This window comes from Streptomyces sp. NPDC032721, from assembly GCF_055579625.1.
On the sequence record NZ_JBVIMX010000012.1, the window covers coordinates 63,214 to 79,113 of the forward strand.

Annotated in this window: 18 protein-coding genes; 6 read left to right on the forward strand and 12 right to left on the reverse strand. The window is 69.9% G+C overall.

The window, feature by feature from the left end; all coding sequences use genetic code 11:
- Positions 1–208: 208 nt before the first annotated feature.
- Both ACZ5PB_RS24895 and ACZ5PB_RS24900 read left to right on the forward strand, forming a co-directional pair.
- Complete coding sequence (locus ACZ5PB_RS24895) at positions 209–1,564, forward strand: dicarboxylate/amino acid:cation symporter (protein WP_468693955.1); 1,356 nt, start codon at positions 209–211, stop codon at positions 1,562–1,564.
- 263 nt (positions 1,565–1,827) lie between these two features.
- Positions 1,828–2,460: a TetR/AcrR family transcriptional regulator gene (locus tag ACZ5PB_RS24900; RefSeq protein WP_468694155.1), complete on the forward strand. Its 633-nt coding sequence runs from the start codon at positions 1,828–1,830 to the stop codon at positions 2,458–2,460.
- Between the two features lie 9 nt (positions 2,461–2,469).
- Here ACZ5PB_RS24900 and ACZ5PB_RS24905 read toward each other — a convergent pair whose 3' ends face one another.
- The 6 genes from ACZ5PB_RS24905 to ACZ5PB_RS24930 form a co-directional block, all read right to left on the reverse strand.
- On the reverse strand, positions 2,470–3,033 hold the full coding sequence (locus tag ACZ5PB_RS24905; RefSeq protein ID WP_468693956.1) for a Uma2 family endonuclease: 564 nt from the start codon (positions 3,031–3,033) through the stop codon (positions 2,470–2,472).
- A gap of 25 nt (positions 3,034–3,058) precedes the next feature.
- A complete protein-coding gene (locus tag ACZ5PB_RS24910) occupies positions 3,059–3,274 on the reverse strand; it encodes a ferredoxin (protein WP_468693957.1) in 216 nt (71 codons plus the stop codon).
- A 29-nt stretch (positions 3,275–3,303) separates the two neighbouring features.
- Positions 3,304–4,554, reverse strand: coding sequence for a cytochrome P450 (locus ACZ5PB_RS24915; protein ID WP_468693958.1), 1,251 nt, complete (start codon positions 4,552–4,554; stop codon positions 3,304–3,306).
- 113 nt (positions 4,555–4,667) lie between these two features.
- Positions 4,668–5,687: a hypothetical protein gene (locus tag ACZ5PB_RS24920; RefSeq protein WP_468693959.1), complete on the reverse strand. Its 1,020-nt coding sequence runs from the start codon at positions 5,685–5,687 to the stop codon at positions 4,668–4,670.
- 144 nt (positions 5,688–5,831) lie between these two features.
- Positions 5,832–6,086 (reverse strand): DUF397 domain-containing protein, encoded by a 255-nt coding sequence (locus tag ACZ5PB_RS24925; protein ID WP_468693960.1) that lies wholly within the window; start codon positions 6,084–6,086, stop codon positions 5,832–5,834.
- Positions 6,083–6,949 carry a helix-turn-helix domain-containing protein gene (locus ACZ5PB_RS24930; protein WP_468694156.1) on the reverse strand — a complete coding sequence of 289 codons (867 nt, stop codon included), beginning with the start codon at positions 6,947–6,949 and terminating at the stop codon, positions 6,083–6,085. Before ACZ5PB_RS24930 ends, ACZ5PB_RS24925 begins: the two co-directional genes overlap by 4 nt.
- Before the next feature lie 129 nt (positions 6,950–7,078).
- Here ACZ5PB_RS24930 and ACZ5PB_RS24935 point away from each other — a divergent pair, with 129 nt between their 5' ends.
- The 4 genes from ACZ5PB_RS24935 to ACZ5PB_RS24950 all read left to right on the forward strand — a co-directional run bounded on the left by ACZ5PB_RS24935 (position 7,079) and on the right by ACZ5PB_RS24950 (position 9,873).
- On the forward strand, positions 7,079–7,504 hold the full coding sequence (locus tag ACZ5PB_RS24935) for an ATP-binding protein (RefSeq protein WP_468693961.1): 426 nt from the start codon (positions 7,079–7,081) through the stop codon (positions 7,502–7,504).
- A gap of 292 nt (positions 7,505–7,796) precedes the next feature.
- On the forward strand, positions 7,797–8,540 hold the full coding sequence (locus ACZ5PB_RS24940) for a GAF and ANTAR domain-containing protein (RefSeq protein WP_468693962.1): 744 nt from the start codon (positions 7,797–7,799) through the stop codon (positions 8,538–8,540).
- Between the two features lie 76 nt (positions 8,541–8,616).
- Positions 8,617–9,321 carry an ANTAR domain-containing protein gene (locus ACZ5PB_RS24945; protein WP_468693963.1) on the forward strand — a complete coding sequence of 235 codons (705 nt, stop codon included), beginning with the start codon at positions 8,617–8,619 and terminating at the stop codon, positions 9,319–9,321.
- A gap of 186 nt (positions 9,322–9,507) precedes the next feature.
- A complete protein-coding gene (locus ACZ5PB_RS24950) occupies positions 9,508–9,873 on the forward strand; it encodes an STAS domain-containing protein (protein WP_468693964.1) in 366 nt (121 codons plus the stop codon).
- A gap of 23 nt (positions 9,874–9,896) precedes the next feature.
- On the opposite strand, the gene ACZ5PB_RS24955 is transcribed toward ACZ5PB_RS24950, so the two are convergent.
- From ACZ5PB_RS24955 to sigJ, 6 genes are all read right to left on the reverse strand, one after another.
- Positions 9,897–10,289 carry a hypothetical protein gene (locus tag ACZ5PB_RS24955; protein ID WP_468693965.1) on the reverse strand — a complete coding sequence of 131 codons (393 nt, stop codon included), beginning with the start codon at positions 10,287–10,289 and terminating at the stop codon, positions 9,897–9,899.
- 210 nt (positions 10,290–10,499) lie between these two features.
- Entirely contained in the window at positions 10,500–11,135 is a 636-nt protein-coding gene (locus tag ACZ5PB_RS24960; RefSeq protein WP_468693966.1) for an RNA polymerase sigma factor, read from the reverse strand.
- Positions 11,136–11,300: 165 nt separating this feature from the next.
- Positions 11,301–12,806 carry a PepSY-associated TM helix domain-containing protein gene (locus ACZ5PB_RS24965; RefSeq protein WP_468693967.1) on the reverse strand — a complete coding sequence of 502 codons (1,506 nt, stop codon included), beginning with the start codon at positions 12,804–12,806 and terminating at the stop codon, positions 11,301–11,303.
- 50 nt (positions 12,807–12,856) lie between these two features.
- Entirely contained in the window at positions 12,857–13,459 is a 603-nt protein-coding gene (locus ACZ5PB_RS24970) for a hypothetical protein (RefSeq protein WP_468693968.1), read from the reverse strand.
- Positions 13,460–13,601: 142 nt separating this feature from the next.
- Positions 13,602–14,813: an NAD(P)/FAD-dependent oxidoreductase gene (locus ACZ5PB_RS24975; protein ID WP_468693969.1), complete on the reverse strand. Its 1,212-nt coding sequence runs from the start codon at positions 14,811–14,813 to the stop codon at positions 13,602–13,604.
- Positions 14,814–14,939: 126 nt separating this feature from the next.
- Positions 14,940–15,890 carry an RNA polymerase sigma factor SigJ gene (gene sigJ / locus ACZ5PB_RS24980; RefSeq protein ID WP_468693970.1) on the reverse strand — a complete coding sequence of 317 codons (951 nt, stop codon included), beginning with the start codon at positions 15,888–15,890 and terminating at the stop codon, positions 14,940–14,942.
- Positions 15,891–15,900: the final 10 nt, after the last annotated feature.

The window sequence follows — 15,900 nt, forward strand, 5'->3', positions numbered from 1 at the left end:
GTTCTCAAAGTACAAGTGTTAACGTGTTCGACATGACGACAGCAGCCGCGCCCCGCAACCCCATGAGCGTTCCGCTCGTGGCGCGCCTGCATGTCGATCTCTGCCGCCGGGTCTCGGCCGCCTGTCGCCGCTCCGTCTGAAGTTCTCAGCGCGACTTTCCTCTGCACCCCCTGCTTCTCGCAGCTCTTTCCTTCACCGGAGTGTGTCCGTGTCCGCGTCCCCCGCGCAGAAGGCAGAGCAGGCCGACCAGCCTGCGACGCCCAAGAAGAAGAACCCCATATCGAAGATTCCGTTCTGGGCGCAGATCCTCGCGGGTCTGGTCCTCGGTGGCCTCTTCGGCTGGCTCGCCAAGAGCCAGGACATCGCCTGGCTGGCGACCACCCTCGACACCGTCGGTGACCTCTTCGTCCAGCTCCTGAAGCTGGCCGTCGCCCCGCTGGTCTTCTTCGCCATCCTGGTGTCGATCACCAACCTCCGGCAGGTCCAGAACGCCGCCCGGCTGGCGACCCGTACGCTCCTCTGGTTCATGATCACCTCGCTGATCGCGGTCGGTATCGGCCTCGTCATCGGCCTGATCACCAACCCGGGCGCGGGCACCGGCCTCACCGCGGCCGACGGCAAGAAGCCCAAGAGCGAAGGCTCCTGGATCGACTTCCTCACCGGCATCATCCCGACGGACATCATCACGCCGTTCCAGGACCTGGAAGTCCTCCAGATCGTCTTCATGGCGGTCGTGGCGGGCATCGCGGCCCTCGCCCTGGGCGAGAAGGCCAAGCCGATCCTGACCCTGTCCTCCTCGGTCCTGGAGCTGCTCCAGAAGGCCCTGTGGTGGGTCATCCGGCTCGCCCCGATCGGCACCATCGGCCTCATCGGCCACGCCATCGCCGAGTACGGCTGGGACCTGATCGGCAAGTACGCGACCTTCACCGCGGACGTCTACATCGGTTGCGCCCTGGTCCTCTTCGGCGTCTACCCGCTGCTCCTGGCCACGGTCGCCAAGGTCAGCCCGCTCCAGTTCTTCAAGGGCGCCTGGCCGGCTATCCAGCTGGCCTTCGTCTCCCGCTCCTCGGTCGGCACCATGCCGGTCACCCAGCGGGTCACCGAGCGCCTCGGCGTCCCGAAGGAGTACGCGTCCTTCGCGGTTCCCTTCGGTGCGACGACCAAGATGGACGGCTGCGCCGCGATCTACCCGGCGCTCGCCGCGATCTTCATCGCGCAGATCTTCGACGTACAGCTGGGCATCAAGGAGTACCTGCTGATCGTCTTCGTCTCGGTCATCGGCTCGGCGGCCACCGCCGGTCTGACCGGTGCGACGGTCATGCTGACCCTGACCCTCTCCACGCTGGGCCTGCCCCTGGAGGGCGTCGGTCTGCTGATGGCGATCGACCCGATCCTGGACATGATGCGCACGGCCACGAACGTGGCGGGCCAGGTCGTGGTCCCGGTGCTGGTCTCGGCCCGCGAGAAGCTCCTCGACCACGAGGCGTACAACTCGGCGACGGCCTCCCCGATCGACGACTTCGCCTCCGAGGAGCCGAAGGAGAAGGTCGCGGTCGCCGCGTAACACGCGACGCGCAGCGCCTGACGGTGCCCCCGAGCGAGGTTCGCCCGGGGGCACCGTCGTGTGCGCGGGCTCGGTTCCTTCGGGGGCGGCTCGGCCCTGTTCCTCGGCCCCGCTCGGCCCTGCGTGGCGCCGTACGCTTACCGGAGAGTAAGAGTGCGTCGGCCGTGACCGGGCGGGGCGAAGAGGACAGGGCGTTGGGGGAGGACGGGGTGGGACACGTGGACCGCGTGGACAGCGGGGTGCGGACCGGCAGGACGAAGCGGATGCCGAGGGCGGTACGGGAGCAGCAGATGCTGGACGCCGCCGTGCAGAGCTTCGCGAGGCTCGGCTACCGGGCCGCTTCGATGGACCAGATCGCCGAGCTGGCGGGGGTGTCGAAGCCGCTCGTGTACCTGTATCTGAACTCGAAGGACGAGTTGTTCACCGCGTGCATCCGGCGTGAGGCGGGTGCGCTGGTGGCGGCGGTACGGGCGGGGATCGAGCCCGGTCTGCCGGCGGACCGGCAGCTGTGGGACGGGCTGACCGCCTTCTTCACGCACACCGCCGAGAACCCGGACGGGTGGGCGGTGCTGCACAGCCAGGCGCGTACGCACGGGGAACCGTTCGCGGCCGAGGTAGCGGCGATGCGCGAGGAGATCACCGCGTTCGTGACGCACCTGATCGGGGACGCGGCCCGCGAGGCGCGCCGCGATCCGCACCTGCCCGACCGAGAGGTGGCCGGCCTCGCCCAGGCACTCGTCGGCGCGGCCGAATCGCTCGCCGGGTGGGCGAACACGACCCCCGGCGTCTCGGCCAAGGAGGCCGCGGCCACCCTGATGAACTTCTCCTGGGCGGGCCTGGAGAACCTGATGAAGGGCGACCGCTGGTCCCCGCCAACCGCCACCGGCCTCCGCTGACTTCGTCCCCTACCCGCCTGCCGCCTGCGAGTACGGGGTGAGGGCGGTCGTGTCCAAGGACCACTTCCCGAGGGGGATGGTGTCGCCGAAGACGTAGTGGACGGTGTTGTTGTACGCGCCCGCCTGCGGGTCCCAGTAGTGCACGCAGGTCGATTCGCGGGGGTCGACGATCAGGTAGTGCGGGATGCCCATGACCGGGTAGTCGCGGAGCTTGTCGACGTAGTCGTTCTCGGGGTTGGAGGGGGAGACGACCTCGACGACCAGGGTGACGGCCTCGGCTTGGATCGCTCCGGTCGTCTGCATCGCGGATTCTTCGAGTACGACGACATCGGGGCGGCGCATCTTGGCGGCCAGAGGGTGCTCGATGTCGGCGGTATAGACGGCCAGCCCCTCGCCGAGCTGCTGGTCGAGCTGCTTGGTGATGCGCATGGCGTTGAGGTCATGCGCTCCCGAGGGGCTCATCATTATGACCAGCTGGCCGTTGCTGATCTCGACGTGAGGGCTGAACGGCGCAGGCGGCTCGAAGTGGTCTGCGAAGTCCCGCAGGTGCCGGTAGATCGTCTCCTCGGTCATGCTTCCAGGATAGGCGGACCCTTCCTTACGGCGCCGGGTGAACGGCCCTCAGCGAGATCGCGCTCACCGGGCAGGCGCGTACTGCTTCCTTCACCCTGCCGGTGCTGGTGCCGCCGTCCTCCATTCCCTTCAGGACCTCCGAGAGGCCGTCGTCGTCCTGCGTGAACACCTCCGGCGCGACCAGTACGCACTGGCCGGCCCCGATGCAGATGTCCTTGTCGATGTTGATCAGTTCGGGCACGTTCGCCGTCCTCTTCGTGTTCGCCGTGCTCACCACGCCACCGGCAGTTCCGCGAAGCCCTGGATCGTGTCGCCCGGTTTGCACGGGATCTCGGACGCGGGGGCGGCGAGACGCAGGCCCGGCAGGCGGCGGAAGAGGGTGGGGAGGGCGATCTCCAGTTCCGCGCGGGCCAGGTTCTGGCCGAGGCACTGGTGGATGCCGAAGCCGAATGCCAGGTGCCGTTCCCCGCGTTCCAGATCGAGGGCGTCCGGGTCCGCGAAGACCTCCGGGTCGCGGTTGATCAGCGACGTCGAGAGGATGACCGCCTCTCCGGCGCGGATCGTCACGCCCGCGATCTCGATGTCCTCCGTCGCCAGCCGTGACATGCCGTCGGCGATGGAGAGGAAGCGGAGGAGTTCCTCGCAGGCTGCCGAGACGCCCGCCGCGTCCGCCGTGCGGAACCGCTCCAGCTGTTCCGGGTGCTCCAGGAGGGTGTAGGTACCCAGTGCGATCATGTTCGCCGTCGTCTCGTGCCCGGCGAGCAGCAGGATCACCGCGAGTTGGATCAACTCCTCCCGGTCGTCGAAGACTTCGATCATGTCGTCGAGCAGGCCGACCGGCAGTCCGGGCTCCGCGGCCTTTTTTCGGTCAACCAAGTCGCCCAGATATGCGTCCAGCGCGTCCCGGGCCGCCTCCACGTCCTCCTTCTCCGGCCCGCGCAGCAGCCGCCGGGACTCCTCCTCGAAGAAGTCGTGGTCCTCGTACGGGACGCCCAGGAGGGCGCAGATCACGATGGACGGCACCGGCAGTGCGAACGCGTTCACCAGGTCCGCCGAGGGCTCGGGGAGTTCGGTCATCGCGTCGAGCAGCCGGTCCACCGTCTCCTGGATCGCGGGGCGCAGTCCGGCCGTCCGCTTGAGGGTGAAGCCCGGGATCAACTTCCGTCGCTGCACGTTGTGTTCGGGGTCGTCGACGCCGAGCAGCTCGACCCGCCGCCGTTCGATGCCCACCAGCCGCTTGGCGAACACCGGGAACTCCGGCCGGGTGCGGTCCGCCGAAAGCCGCTGGTCGGCGAGCAGCGCGCGGGCTTCCGCGAGGCCGCTCACCATCCAGACCTCGGTGCCGTCGAAGATCTGGATACGGGTGACGGGGCGGCCCGCCTTGCGTACGGGGTCGTAGCCGGGCGGCGGGTCGTACGGGCAGGTGCGGTTCTGCGGGAAGACGACGGATTCGGTGCCGAAGGGCTCGGAAGCGGTGGGCCCGGGGGTGGTGGGCTCGGTGGCGGTGGACGGTTCAGCCATGGACGACCTCACAGGTAAGTGGAGCGACCTCTACCGATCGCTTTCCACTAGATGCCGGGGCACCTACAGGGTCTATGCGATGTTCGGCCAAATGAGTGGACCGCGCGGTCCGCTCAGAAGACGGGGTCCGGGTAGTCCGGTGCCGTCAACGGGGCCCAGGATCCGCCGTGTTCCTCCTCGGACAGGGCGGCCAGGCCCGGGTGGTCGCGGCGGCACGGGTCGCAGAAGGTCTCGTCGCCCACGGGGCGGAAGACGTGGGCCCCGGGGCGGCCTGGCCCTCGGCACTCGGTGAGGGCCTTGGGGGGTGTGGTGGCGGACTGTTCCGCCAACGCCGTACGTCTGGCCGTGTCGGCGGCGGTGAGGTCGGCCGCGTCAGGGACCTTCGTCGTCAGGCGGTGGGTGATGAACCCGGCCGCGTTGAGGATGGGTCCGGACGGCAGGCCGTGGCTGAGGGCGCTGTGGATCTCCCAGGCGGGGACGCCGAGTTGGAGCTTGGCGGCGATGCCCGAGGCCAGGTAGCGCACGTTGCGCACGCTCAGAGCGAGGTCTTTGCGTACGTTTCCCAGGTCCCGCAGGATGCGTTCGGCGAGGGCGAAGTGGCGCTCGGCGGGCGCGTCCGGAGGGCTGGTCTGATGGGTGTTCGCGTCAGCCGCCACCGCTGCCGTCGCCGGGGTGTCTTGGGGTGGGCGGGTGGGGGATGTCTTGCTGTTCGTCTGAGAAGTACCGGTAGAGCGACCGACGGACGGACCACCCGGTTCACCGACCGTCGGTTTCGGCACCCTCGGAGAGGCCGTGCCCGTCTCCGTGCCCATGCGCAGGGCGGTGAACTCGGCTTCCGTCAGCGGGACGTTGCTCACCCACTGGTCCGTGTACCAGCGTCCGTCCGCGCCCTGAGCGCGGTAGTCGTGGACGTACCCGTACTGGACGAGTTCCTTCTTGATCCGCTTGAACGTGCCGTGCTTCAGGCCGAGTTCCTCGGCGTGCTTGCTGAGGGGCGCGTGCCGGTCGGCGGACTTCAGGCCGCTGATGTAGGCGAGGAGGAGGCGGGTGGCGGCGTCCAGGTCCGTGTGCCGGAAGAGGGCGTTCGGAACCTTGGTGAAGGCGCGCGAGGGGGAGATAACATGCAGGAACATTCCGGGGGCTCCTAGCTAAGCCTCGGGGGTGAGGCCCTCGCGTCTGGTGCTGGTAACACCTGCGGGGGCCGCTTTACGTTCCGCAAGGGATGCAGAGCGTGATGGCGCGATCACGCTACCGCATCGAATGGTCGCTCTGTGTGGCTACTTGGAAATGTGCTGGGCGTACGAGACGAAGGTGGTCCAGGCGGTGGGGGAGATCCCGAGCTGGGGGCTCGCTTCGCCGATCTTGGAGTCGCGGACGTGGATGGTGGTGGGGTGGGCGGCCACCTCGACGCACTCGCCGCCTTCGCCGCCGCTGTGGCTCGACTTCCGCCATTCGTAGGCGACTTCGAGGCAGTCGCCGCCCGCGCCCCCGCTGTAGCTCGACTTGAACCAGGTCAGCGTTCCCGTGTTCATCGGTCTCCCAGAATTCTCTCGATCATCGCCACGGAGGTGTCCGGCCTGAGAGCCAGCGTCTGCATGATTCCATAGCGCTCCTGCATCGCCCTGACTTCGGTCGGATCGATGATCAGACGCGGATGACCCTGCACTTCCGTGTACGCCACGCGCTGCTCGTTCTTGGCGGTCAGAAGGTTGAACGCGCCGTCCATGTTGGGGTGTTCCTCACAGGCGGTCTCCATCACTTGGATGGTGATGTTGCGTTGCCTCCCCAGCGCCAGCAGTCGCCGCAACTGCTCGTGGTGCACCTCGTGTCCGCCGACCGGTCGTCGCAGGGCGGCCTCCTCGAAGATGAAGCCGAACTGCGTGGGCGGCCACTTCTCCAATACCACCTGCCGTGACAGTCGGTCCGCGACCCGCTTCTCCACGACCTCTTCGCTGTACAGGGGGCGCCACCGAGTGAAGATGGCCCGCGCGTACGCCTCCGTCTGGAGCAGGCCGTGCACGACCTGGTTGCCGTAGTGGTGGATCTCCAGGGCCTGTTTCTCCAGACCCGCGTAATCCCGGTACCAGTGCGGGTGCCGGGTCCGGCTGCGCTTCAGGGCCTCGATGACGTCGGGGATGGCCGCGTTCAGCGCGCCGTGGGCGTTCAGCGCGACCTCGCAGGCGCTGAGGAGGTCGGGCTGTGGGGTCCGTACGCCTCTCTCGACGGCGGAGATCAGGTCCGCGCCGAAATTGACAGCCTCCGCCAACTCGGTCTGCTTCAAGCCGCGATGTTCGCGCATGGCCTTGATCTGTTTGCCCAGCGCGCTGAAGAGATGGGCCGTGCCGTCCTCCTGGGACGGCATCTCGGGGGTCGCTTCCTGTTCCTGGTTCGGGATCACTCAGGGCCCGCCTCTGCTGAGTCACGGTCGACAGGTCGTACAGCGCGGGTCACGCACCCGTACAACTACCCACGGTCGCCGGTCCGCACCTGGTCAGCGTAGAGCGGACCGACCACGCTCTGTCACATGAACAACGAAATCCCCACGTTGAGCGTGGAGTTCGAGCAGCAGATCAGTTCCACGCGGAGAGGGGCCCGGCTGGCCCGATTGCTGGCGGAGCAGCAGCTCCGGGAGTGGGGGGTGCCGTACGGGTGCGAGTTCGCGGACGCGGTCGCCACGGTCGTTGCGGAACTGGCCGCCAACGCGGTGCTGCACGGGCGGGTGCAGGGGCGGGACTTCTCGATCAGGCTCGCGCGCGGCGACGTACTGCGGATCGAGGTGTCGGACGCACGGGGCGAGTGCAGGCCGGCGCGGCGGCGGGAGGCGCCGGGGGTCGCGGAGGGCGGGCTCGGGCTGGTTCTGGTGGAGGAGTTGGCGGACCGGTGGGGGGTCACGGAGCGCGATCCCGGGAAGACGGTGTGGGCGGAGCTGGGGTGGCCCGGGGCGAGATGACGGTTTCGCGTCCTGCCGGGACCCAGGAGGCTCCGAGCATGGCTGCGGAGACGTGGGACGTCGGGGTGTTCCGGGTGCGGCGGGGAGGAGTTCGGCGGGGCCGGGTCCCGTAGGCGTGCCCAGGTGCTCAGGGGGGGGCGGCCCCGCCGCCCAAGGAGGCGGGGCAACGGGTGGGGCGGCCCCGTCGGTGGTCTGGGCAAGCCGGGTGCAGGGGGAGGAGACTGGGTGGCAACCGGAGAGCAGCAACTTTGTGGGAGGGTGTCCCGGGATCACTCCTGGAGGTGAGTGGGGCATGCGTGGACTTCCACGCGAAGAGCAGTTGGCGGCCGCATTCGTCGACCTCGCCGACACCTTGGTGCAGGACTTCGACGTCATCGGATTCCTGCACACACTCACCGAGCACTGCGTCGCCCTGCTGGATGTGGCGGCGGCCGGGGTACTGCTCGCCACTCCTGGCGGCCGGCTGGTGGACGCCGCGGCCTCGGACGAGCGCACCCGCCAGCTGGAAATGGCCAGCATCGAGTGGGACGAGGGCCCCTGCCGGGACTGTTTCCAGACCAAGAACCGGGTTGCTGATGTATCGCTGACGACACAAGCGGCCGAGATGCGGTGGCCGCGGTTCGCGCCGAAGGCCCTGGGGATGGGTTTCACCTCCGTCGCGGCAGTCCCGCTGCGGCTGCACAACCAGGTGATCGGTGCCCTGAACCTGTTCCGGGACCAACCCGGACCACTGGACGAACCCCAGTTTCGGCTGGGCCAGGCACTGGCCGACACCGCCACCATCGGCGTCCTGCAACAGCGGGCGGTGAGCGAACACATGACGGTGAGCGCGCAGTTGCAGGCTGCCCTGGACAGCCGCATCATCATCGAGCAGGCCAAGGGCTATCTGGCGCACCGCCGCGACACCGGCGTCGAGGAGGCATTCACCCTCATGCGCCGCTACGCACGCGATCACCGGATGCGGCTCACCGAGCTCGCCCGCCAGGTCTTGCAGGGCACAGCCGATGCGTCGCTCCTCAACCGGCACGAACGGTGACGTGCCGACCCATCGGTGCTGACTGGAGGGCCGCCGGCCGGCCGACCTGCGCAGCACCCGGAAGGGGGCGGCTCCGGTGACCCATCCGGTGATGGCCGACTACCTGCGCGCCCTCGGTTCACACACGGGCCCCGGCCTGGCACCGCTGCCCCTGGAGTCCTGCGCCGAAATGCTGGGCCTGGACGGTCTCGGCCTGCTGCTGGCCCCGGGAGACGACCCGGCCGAACTGGTGCAGTCCTTCGGCGCCCACACCCTCGCTCTGGAGGATCTCCAGCAGGTCCAGGGGCAGGGCCCGAGCCTGGACGCCGCCCGTCACGGGGCGCTGATACTGCTGCCCGACGTGGCCGACGACTCCGCGTTCGCGTCTCAGCGCTGGCCCGGCCTGCCGGGCGCCGTCGAGGCACTGGGCGTACGTGCGGTGTTCTCCTTCCCGCTGCGCATCGGGGTCATCGCGCTCGGTGCCCTCACCGGCCACCGCACCCGGCCCGGCCCGATGTCCACCGAACAGCTCACCGATGCCTTCCGCCTGGTCGACACCGTCGCCCAGATCACCGTCACCACCGCCGCCCACGCCAACCTGTCCCACACGCCGCTGCTTGACGAGCCCGGCCTCTATTTCGCCGAGGTTCACCAGGCCACCGGCATGCTTGCCGCCCAGCTGGACACCGACTGCGACCACGCACTGATCCGGCTGCGCGGCCACGCCTTCAGCCACGAGCGGCCCCTCCTGGACGTCGCCCGTGACGTGCTGGCCCGCCGACTGCGCCTGGACGACGACTGAGACGTCCCGCCCCACCCTGCTCTGTTGGCGATGCTTTTCCCCGTAGCAGCTGGGGCATCACGCCCGCAGCCCTTCAGCGCAACCCGTCGGCAGGCCCGGCACAGTCCGCTACTTTGAAGCGCCGACCATGACCCCGTTGGTGACCAGTCCCCCAAGGACATCCGCCTCCGGAGAAGTAGGGTCACCATGACCGCCGCCCCCGCAGTGCTCTGTGTCAAGGAAGTTCGCCCCTACGGAGACTGCACTCTGGTGGTCCTGTACGGCGAGATCGACATCCACACCGCTCCTGGCATCACCCGGCGCCTGGACGCCGTCACCCACACCGGCGACACCGACCTGCTGATCGACCTGCGCCCGGTCGACTTCATCGACGGCACTGGCGTACGGGTCCTCACCCGCATCCGAGACCGGACCAGTGGTCGACACGGACGCCTGCGGCTCATCTGCACCCGCCCCGCAACCCTGTACCTGCTCAACCATCCGCAGCTCCACCTGGACTTCGACATCCTCGACCAGCTACCGGTACTCGTGCCTCCGTGGGCAGCGGCCTGACCGACGCGAAACCCGCCCTGGGCTCACGCGGCGGAGCGCACGCGGCCCGGCAGGGTCAAGTAGTAGACGTCGAGGGGCTCTTCGGTGCCCTCGGTGTCCTCGAAGCGGTTCCACACCGTACTGAGCGGGCTTCGGGTCATGCCGTCCGCCATGCGTACTCCGACCCACTGCCGGAAGTACTTCTGCTGCGACGCGTCGAGGTCGACCCACGCCGCCCCGGCATTCCGTACGAGCACTTCCCCCACATAGGCGCCGAGTCCGAACAACTGCCGTGCCGGGTCCGTGTATCCGCCTCGGCCGCCCCGCAACTCGCGGATCAGGAACTCGACAACTCGCAGACTGCGTACGGAGTAATCCAGCGGGAGCCGGTTTCCGGCCGTCATCTGCTCCACGAATCCGTGCGCGATCCGCCGCATGTCCTCGGCCCCCGGTCTCCGCTTCCGTCTCCCGTCACCGGCCACGGCTCCCACCCCTTCCCCGCGCGTACGACGCGCAAAGTCCGCCGGGAGCACGGAATGCACCCCCCACCTTCCCAAGCGCGCTCCGCCCTCACATCCGTCACTCAATATCCCCGTGGCACTTCTCACGCCCTCAAATCCCGCATCCCGTACAACCGTTGACGTGCTTCATTCGTCCCCGTCTGCAACCTGTCCGGCCAGCGCGCGAAGTCCGCGCTGGGCAGCCATCCGTACCGCCCCTGCCTGCTTCCCCAGCACCCGTGCGGCGGCCGGGCTGTCCAGCCCCACCAGCACCCGCAGCAACACCGCTTCGCCCTGGTCCGGCGGCAGTTGACCGATCAGCCGCATCACGCACGCCGTGGCCAGTGCGTCCATGACCACCTCGGCGGCATCCCGCACCGGTGGCGCGGCCTCCACGCCGCACACGTCCCAGGACACCCCGGCCGGCCGCCCCCGTACCCGGCGCAGATGATCGACGGCCCGGTTGCGGGCCACCGCCCGCACCCACCCCCGGAACGCGTCACCGTCGCCCCGGAACCTCGCCACGTCCCGGCTCACCTGGAGCCAGGCCTCCGAGGCGACGTCCTCGGCCTCGTCGCCGACCAGGGTCCGCAGGAATCCCAACAGGCCCGGCTGTACGTGCCGGTAGAGCACGGCGAACCCGTCCTCGCTGCCCTGCCGCGCGCATTCCACGGCCCGGGCCAGCAGTGCGTCCCGCCCCGCACAGGCCCCCGGAGCGGCCCCCGTACCGGTCTCCGTATCGCACTTCGCGTCGAAATCTAGATAGCCCCCACCGAAGGACACACATTCCTCTTCACCTCGCCCGCCATGGCACCCACACCCCTACCACAGGCGCCACAGATCCCCTTCACGTATTCAGATACCGGACTATTCACCCGTATCTACGCGTAGTTGGGGAGGGGGAGGACCGGCGGGGAATTACCCGCCGGTCCTCCCCAGCAGCAGCCGCTAACGCGCGCGCAGCCTCGCCCAGCCTCCCTTGGCCAGGTCGATCAGCAGGAACGCCAGCAGGCTGATCCCCAGCATCGGTACGAACCACCCGACCACCGCCGTCACCGCGACCAGCGGCAGCAGCCACGTCACCGGCACCTTGCGCCACGCCCCGCGCGGCACGGCTCGGCCCACGCCCAGCTTCCGTTCCTGGGTCGGCCTGCGCAGCCACCACATGCGGTAGCCCCACAGGGTGAGCAGGACGACGGCGAGCGCGAGGGCCGCCAGGGCCAGCTGATTGACCAGGCCGAGGAAGACGCCGGTGTGGGCGTCGATCCCGAAGCGGGTCAGCTTGGCGAGCAACGGGTAGTCGGCGAAGCGGAGTTCGTCGATGACGGTGCCGTCGGCCGGGTTCACCGAGACCGAGTCGAGGTGGACGGGGAACTGGGTGTCCGTCTCCTTGAAGACGTACCCCTTGGCCTTGCCGTCCTCTCCCTCCTTCGGGAGGGTGATCGCCATCTTCCCGTCGATCCCGGCGGCGCGGGCGGCGGCCAGGGCGCGGTCGAGGCCGACGTCGGTGCGGGCAGCGGGCGGGGGTGCGGTCGTGCCGCCGTTCCCTTCGTGGCCCTCGTGCCCCGCGTGCTCGTCGGGGACGGGGGAGGAACCGCTCCTGCCGCTCGCCGTCCCCTCGGGCAGTGCGGCGGAGACCACGGGAGTGGCTCCGCCGAGCTGGTCCTGGACGGCGCCGATGTTCTCACCGGCGTACTTCGACCAGGTCAGCCCGGTCGCGGAGAGCAGCACAAGACCGACCACGGCCCACAGCCCCACCGAACCGTGCCAGGAGAGGGTGCGGCGGCGGGACTTGGCGCCCCGTACGGGCAGGATCAGCTCGCGCCTGGCGCTGCGGCGGCGGCCGAGCCAGAGCAGCAGGCCGCCCAGGGCCACCACCCACAGCCAGCTCGCGGCGAGCTCGCTGTAGTTGCGGCCCAGGTCACCGAGGTGCAGATCGCGGTGGAGTTCGTCGAGCCAGGTGCGCAGCGGGAGTGCGCCGGAACTGCCGTAGCTGGGCAGCTCTCCCCGTACCTCGGCGGTGTACGGATTGACGAAGACGGCGAGCGACTTGCCCTCCTCGACCTCCGGGCTGGTCATCAGCACGCGGGTGGTCGCACCGGCCTCGGCGGAGGGCCAGACGGCGGTGACCTTCTCCTCCGGGTGGAGCTTCGCGGCGGCGGCGACCTGCTCGGAGAGCGGTACGGCGCGCTCGCCGACCGGCACCTCCAGCTCGTGCGCGTACACGATCTTCTCCGCCTGGAAGGAGAGTGCGTACAGCAGCCCGCTGGCGGCGGCGACCAGCAGGAAGGGGGCTATGAGGAGTCCCGCGTAGAAGTGCATCCGCAGCACGAGGGGGCGCAGGGCGCTCCACCCGGACGGCTTCTTCGCGGATCCGGAATCGGACTTGGAGGTGGGTTCTGGACCGGACCCGGGCTCGGGCTCGGGCGGTTTTACGTGGGTGTCAATGGACATGGTGATCCTGGGATTCGGCGTTCGCAGACATGGGGAAAGCGGCCCCCAGGTCAGACGGCTGCCGCTCCGAGGGCCGTGGCACGGGTGGGGAGGGCTGCGGGCGGACCGCGCCGCGAGAGGGAGTGCGCGAGTACGACGCCGTGGAAGTGCGGTGTACGGAAGCCGGGCCGTACGGCCGGGCGCAGGGGCCCCGGCGCGGGAACGCGCGCGGCGGCGAGCAGCAGCACCAGCCGCAGGGGCGCGAAGGCGAGAGCGCCGACGGTACGGGCGAGGGCGAAGAAGGCGGCCTCACCGCGCGCCAGCCACAGGGCGCAGACGAGCGCGGAGCCGAGGTGCGCCAGCAGCATCCCGAAGGATCCGTGGCCGCCCCCGCCGCTCATGGCCATGTCCATGGGCATGCCCGCGTCCATACCCATGTGCGCGGAGTGGGAGGAATGCGCGGCATGCGCGGAATGAGCGGCATGAGCGGCGTGGGACCCGGCGGCCATCGCCTGGCCGCCCCCGTAGATCAGATGCAGCGCCCCCTGCACGGCAAGGAGCCCGGCCCCCATGGAGGGCAATCCCCGCTGCCGCCCACCGGCCGCCCAGCCGACCGCGAAGGTCACACCCCCGGCCAGCAGCAACGCGGAGAGCGGAATGCCATGACCGGACATATAGGCGTGCCCGACCCCCGCCAAAGCAACGCAAACCACTGCGAAGAGCGCAGCTCGCAGGGCGCGTATCGGCGAACGGGTGTCTGTCATGGCCCCCATAGGGTGCCAGCTCCCCCTGGAGCCCCGCTATGAGGCTGCCGCTTCACACCTCGGCGAGGTCGCGGGCGGTGCGGGCCGGGGTGGACGTCAGGTGGTGGCGGCGGGTCGGGAGGAGCATCGTCGGGTGCTTGAGGCCCCAGGCCACCGAGGAGCAGATGAGTTCCTTGATGCGGGCGCCGAAGCGGCCGGTGATGACCGTGTTGGTCATCAGGTCGTCCTTGGTAACGCGCTGGAAGATCGCGTCGCGGCGGCCGAGGCTGATGCACTGGGCCGCGTAACCGATCGTCGTCTCCGGGACCTTGCGGCCGGTCAGTCGGGCGGCCAGGGCGTCGGCGGCCAGCCAGGCCATCGGGCTCGCGGTGGCGCAGGACATGCGCAGCGGCTTGTCCCCGGCTCCCATGGCGTACGCGGCGTCGCCGACCGCGTACACCTCGGGGTGCGAGACCGAGCGCATGGTCCCGTCGACGACGATCCGGCCGGTGGGGGAGACGGTGAGGGTGCTGGCGGCGGCGATCGGGTGGACCGCGAAACCGGTGGTCCAGACGGTCACCTGGGCGGGGATGGCCGCGCCGTCCGTCGCGATCGCGCGGTCCGCCTCGACGCGGGTGATGTCGGTGCCCTCGTGGACCGTGATGTCCAGGCGGTCCAGGACGGTGCGCAGGTGGCGCCGGGCCTTGTCGCTCAGCCAGCTGCCGACGCCCTCGCGGGCCGCGACGGCAACCTTCAGGTGGGGGTGGGACTCGGCGATCTCGGTGGCCGCCTCGATCCCGGTCAGGCCGCCGCCCGCGATCAGTACGTTGTCGCCGGGCGCCAACTCGGCCAGGCGGGCGCGCAGTCGGAGGGCGCCGTGCTTCTCGGTGAGGGAGTGGGCGTGTTCGGCGACGCCCGGGACGCCGTGGTCGGCGGCGGTGCTGCCCAGGGCGTAGACGAGAGTGTCGTACGGGAGGGACTCGATGGTCCGCTCCTCGCCCTCGTCGCCGCTCGTCAGCTCCACCGTCCTGCGGTCCGCGTCGACCGCCGTCACCCACGCCTTCTTGACCCGTACCCCCGTTCCCGCGAACACGTCCCGCAGCGGGCGGTGCGGCAGGTCCTGGCCTGCGGCGAGCTGGTGCAGTCGTACGCGCTCCACGAAGTCGGGGTCCGCGTTGACCACCGTGATCTCGACCTCGTCGGCGCGCAGGCGCTTGGCGAGGCGGCCGGCGGTGTTGGCTCCGGCGTATCCGGCTCCGAGGACGACGATGCGGTGCTTCTGCATGGCTGGCTCCCTGTCGCGGTGGCGAGGTGTCGCTGGCGGTGTCCGGCTGGACCCACCTCCTGAACCGGGCAGCCGCACGATCCATGACAGGGTTTTGTTGTGACCTGAGTCACGCGGGTTTCGTGGTCACCACACCTGGGCGACGGGGTGGTGCGGGCCCGCCGCCGCCCACTGCCTGGTCATGCGCGCCAGCTTGTCGGGGTTGACCTGGATGCGGACGGCCTCGACCCCGGCCGGGGTCGCTTCCAGGCAGATGAGGCCGACCACCCGCTCGCCCACCGTGAACAGCACGGCGGGACCGCCGTTCACCACCGCCGCGAAGGCCGTCGCCCGGCCGCCCACCAGCGTGCGCTTGTGCTCGGACGGCCGGAGCAGGCCCCGCAGGTAGCGGGCGATGCCGAGCGCGCCGAGGACCGGGGTCCTGCGCGCCGGAACCTTGGCCCCGCCGTCCGCGATGCCCACCGCGTCGTCCGTCAGCAGCCGGACCAGGGGCTCCGTGTCCCCGCTCAGCGCCGCCGCGAGGAACTCCTCGACCACCTTCCGCGCCGCGACCGGGTCCACCTCGGTACGGGCCCGCTCCGCGCCGAGGTGCTGCCGGGCGCGGCGGTGGATCTGCTGGCAGTTCGACTCGGTGAGGTCGAGGATCTCGGCGACCTCGCGGTGCCCGTACCCGAACGCCTCGCGCAGTACGTACACCACCCGCTCGTTGGGCGACAGCCGCTCCATCAGGGTGAGCACCGCCAGCGAGACCGAATCGCGCTGCTCGGCGGTGTCGGCCGGGCCGAGCATCCGGTCCCCGGCCAGCACCGGTTCCGGCAGCCACTGGCCGACGTACGTCTCGCGCCGCGCCCGCGCCGAAGTCAGCTGGTTCAGGCAGAGGTTGGTGAGCACCTTCGTCAGCCACGCCTCGGTCGTCACGATGTGCTCACGGTCCGCCGCGTGCCACCGCAGGTACGTGTCCTGCACGGCGTCCTCGGCATCCCCGGCCGAGCCCAGCAGCCGGTACGCGATGGCCTCCAGGCGGCCCCTGGAACTCTCGAACAGATCGACCTCGGTCGTACGCGTACGCGGCGGCATTGCGCCATGA

Coding starts and splice junctions, on each gene's coding strand:
- ACZ5PB_RS24900 (WP_468694155.1), top strand. CDS start 1,828: ATGCCGAGGGCGGTACGGGAGCAGCAGATGCTGGACGCCGCCGTGCAG.
- ACZ5PB_RS24905 (WP_468693956.1), bottom strand. CDS start 3,033: ATGACCGAGGAGACGATCTACCGGCACCTGCGGGACTTCGCAGACCAC.
- ACZ5PB_RS24915 (WP_468693958.1), bottom strand. CDS start 4,554: ATGGCTGAACCGTCCACCGCCACCGAGCCCACCACCCCCGGGCCCACC.
- ACZ5PB_RS24920 (WP_468693959.1), bottom strand. CDS start 5,687: ATGTTCCTGCATGTTATCTCCCCCTCGCGCGCCTTCACCAAGGTTCCG.
- ACZ5PB_RS24925 (WP_468693960.1), bottom strand. CDS start 6,086: ATGAACACGGGAACGCTGACCTGGTTCAAGTCGAGCTACAGCGGGGGC.
- ACZ5PB_RS24935 (WP_468693961.1), top strand. CDS start 7,079: ATGAACAACGAAATCCCCACGTTGAGCGTGGAGTTCGAGCAGCAGATC.
- ACZ5PB_RS24940 (WP_468693962.1), top strand. CDS start 7,797: ATGCGTGGACTTCCACGCGAAGAGCAGTTGGCGGCCGCATTCGTCGAC.
- ACZ5PB_RS24950 (WP_468693964.1), top strand. CDS start 9,508: ATGACCGCCGCCCCCGCAGTGCTCTGTGTCAAGGAAGTTCGCCCCTAC.
- ACZ5PB_RS24955 (WP_468693965.1), bottom strand. CDS start 10,289: ATGCGGCGGATCGCGCACGGATTCGTGGAGCAGATGACGGCCGGAAAC.
- ACZ5PB_RS24965 (WP_468693967.1), bottom strand. CDS start 12,806: ATGTCCATTGACACCCACGTAAAACCGCCCGAGCCCGAGCCCGGGTCC.
- ACZ5PB_RS24970 (WP_468693968.1), bottom strand. CDS start 13,459: ATGTCCGGTCATGGCATTCCGCTCTCCGCGTTGCTGCTGGCCGGGGGT.
- ACZ5PB_RS24975 (WP_468693969.1), bottom strand. CDS start 14,813: ATGCAGAAGCACCGCATCGTCGTCCTCGGAGCCGGATACGCCGGAGCC.
- sigJ (WP_468693970.1), bottom strand. CDS start 15,890: ATGCCGCCGCGTACGCGTACGACCGAGGTCGATCTGTTCGAGAGTTCC.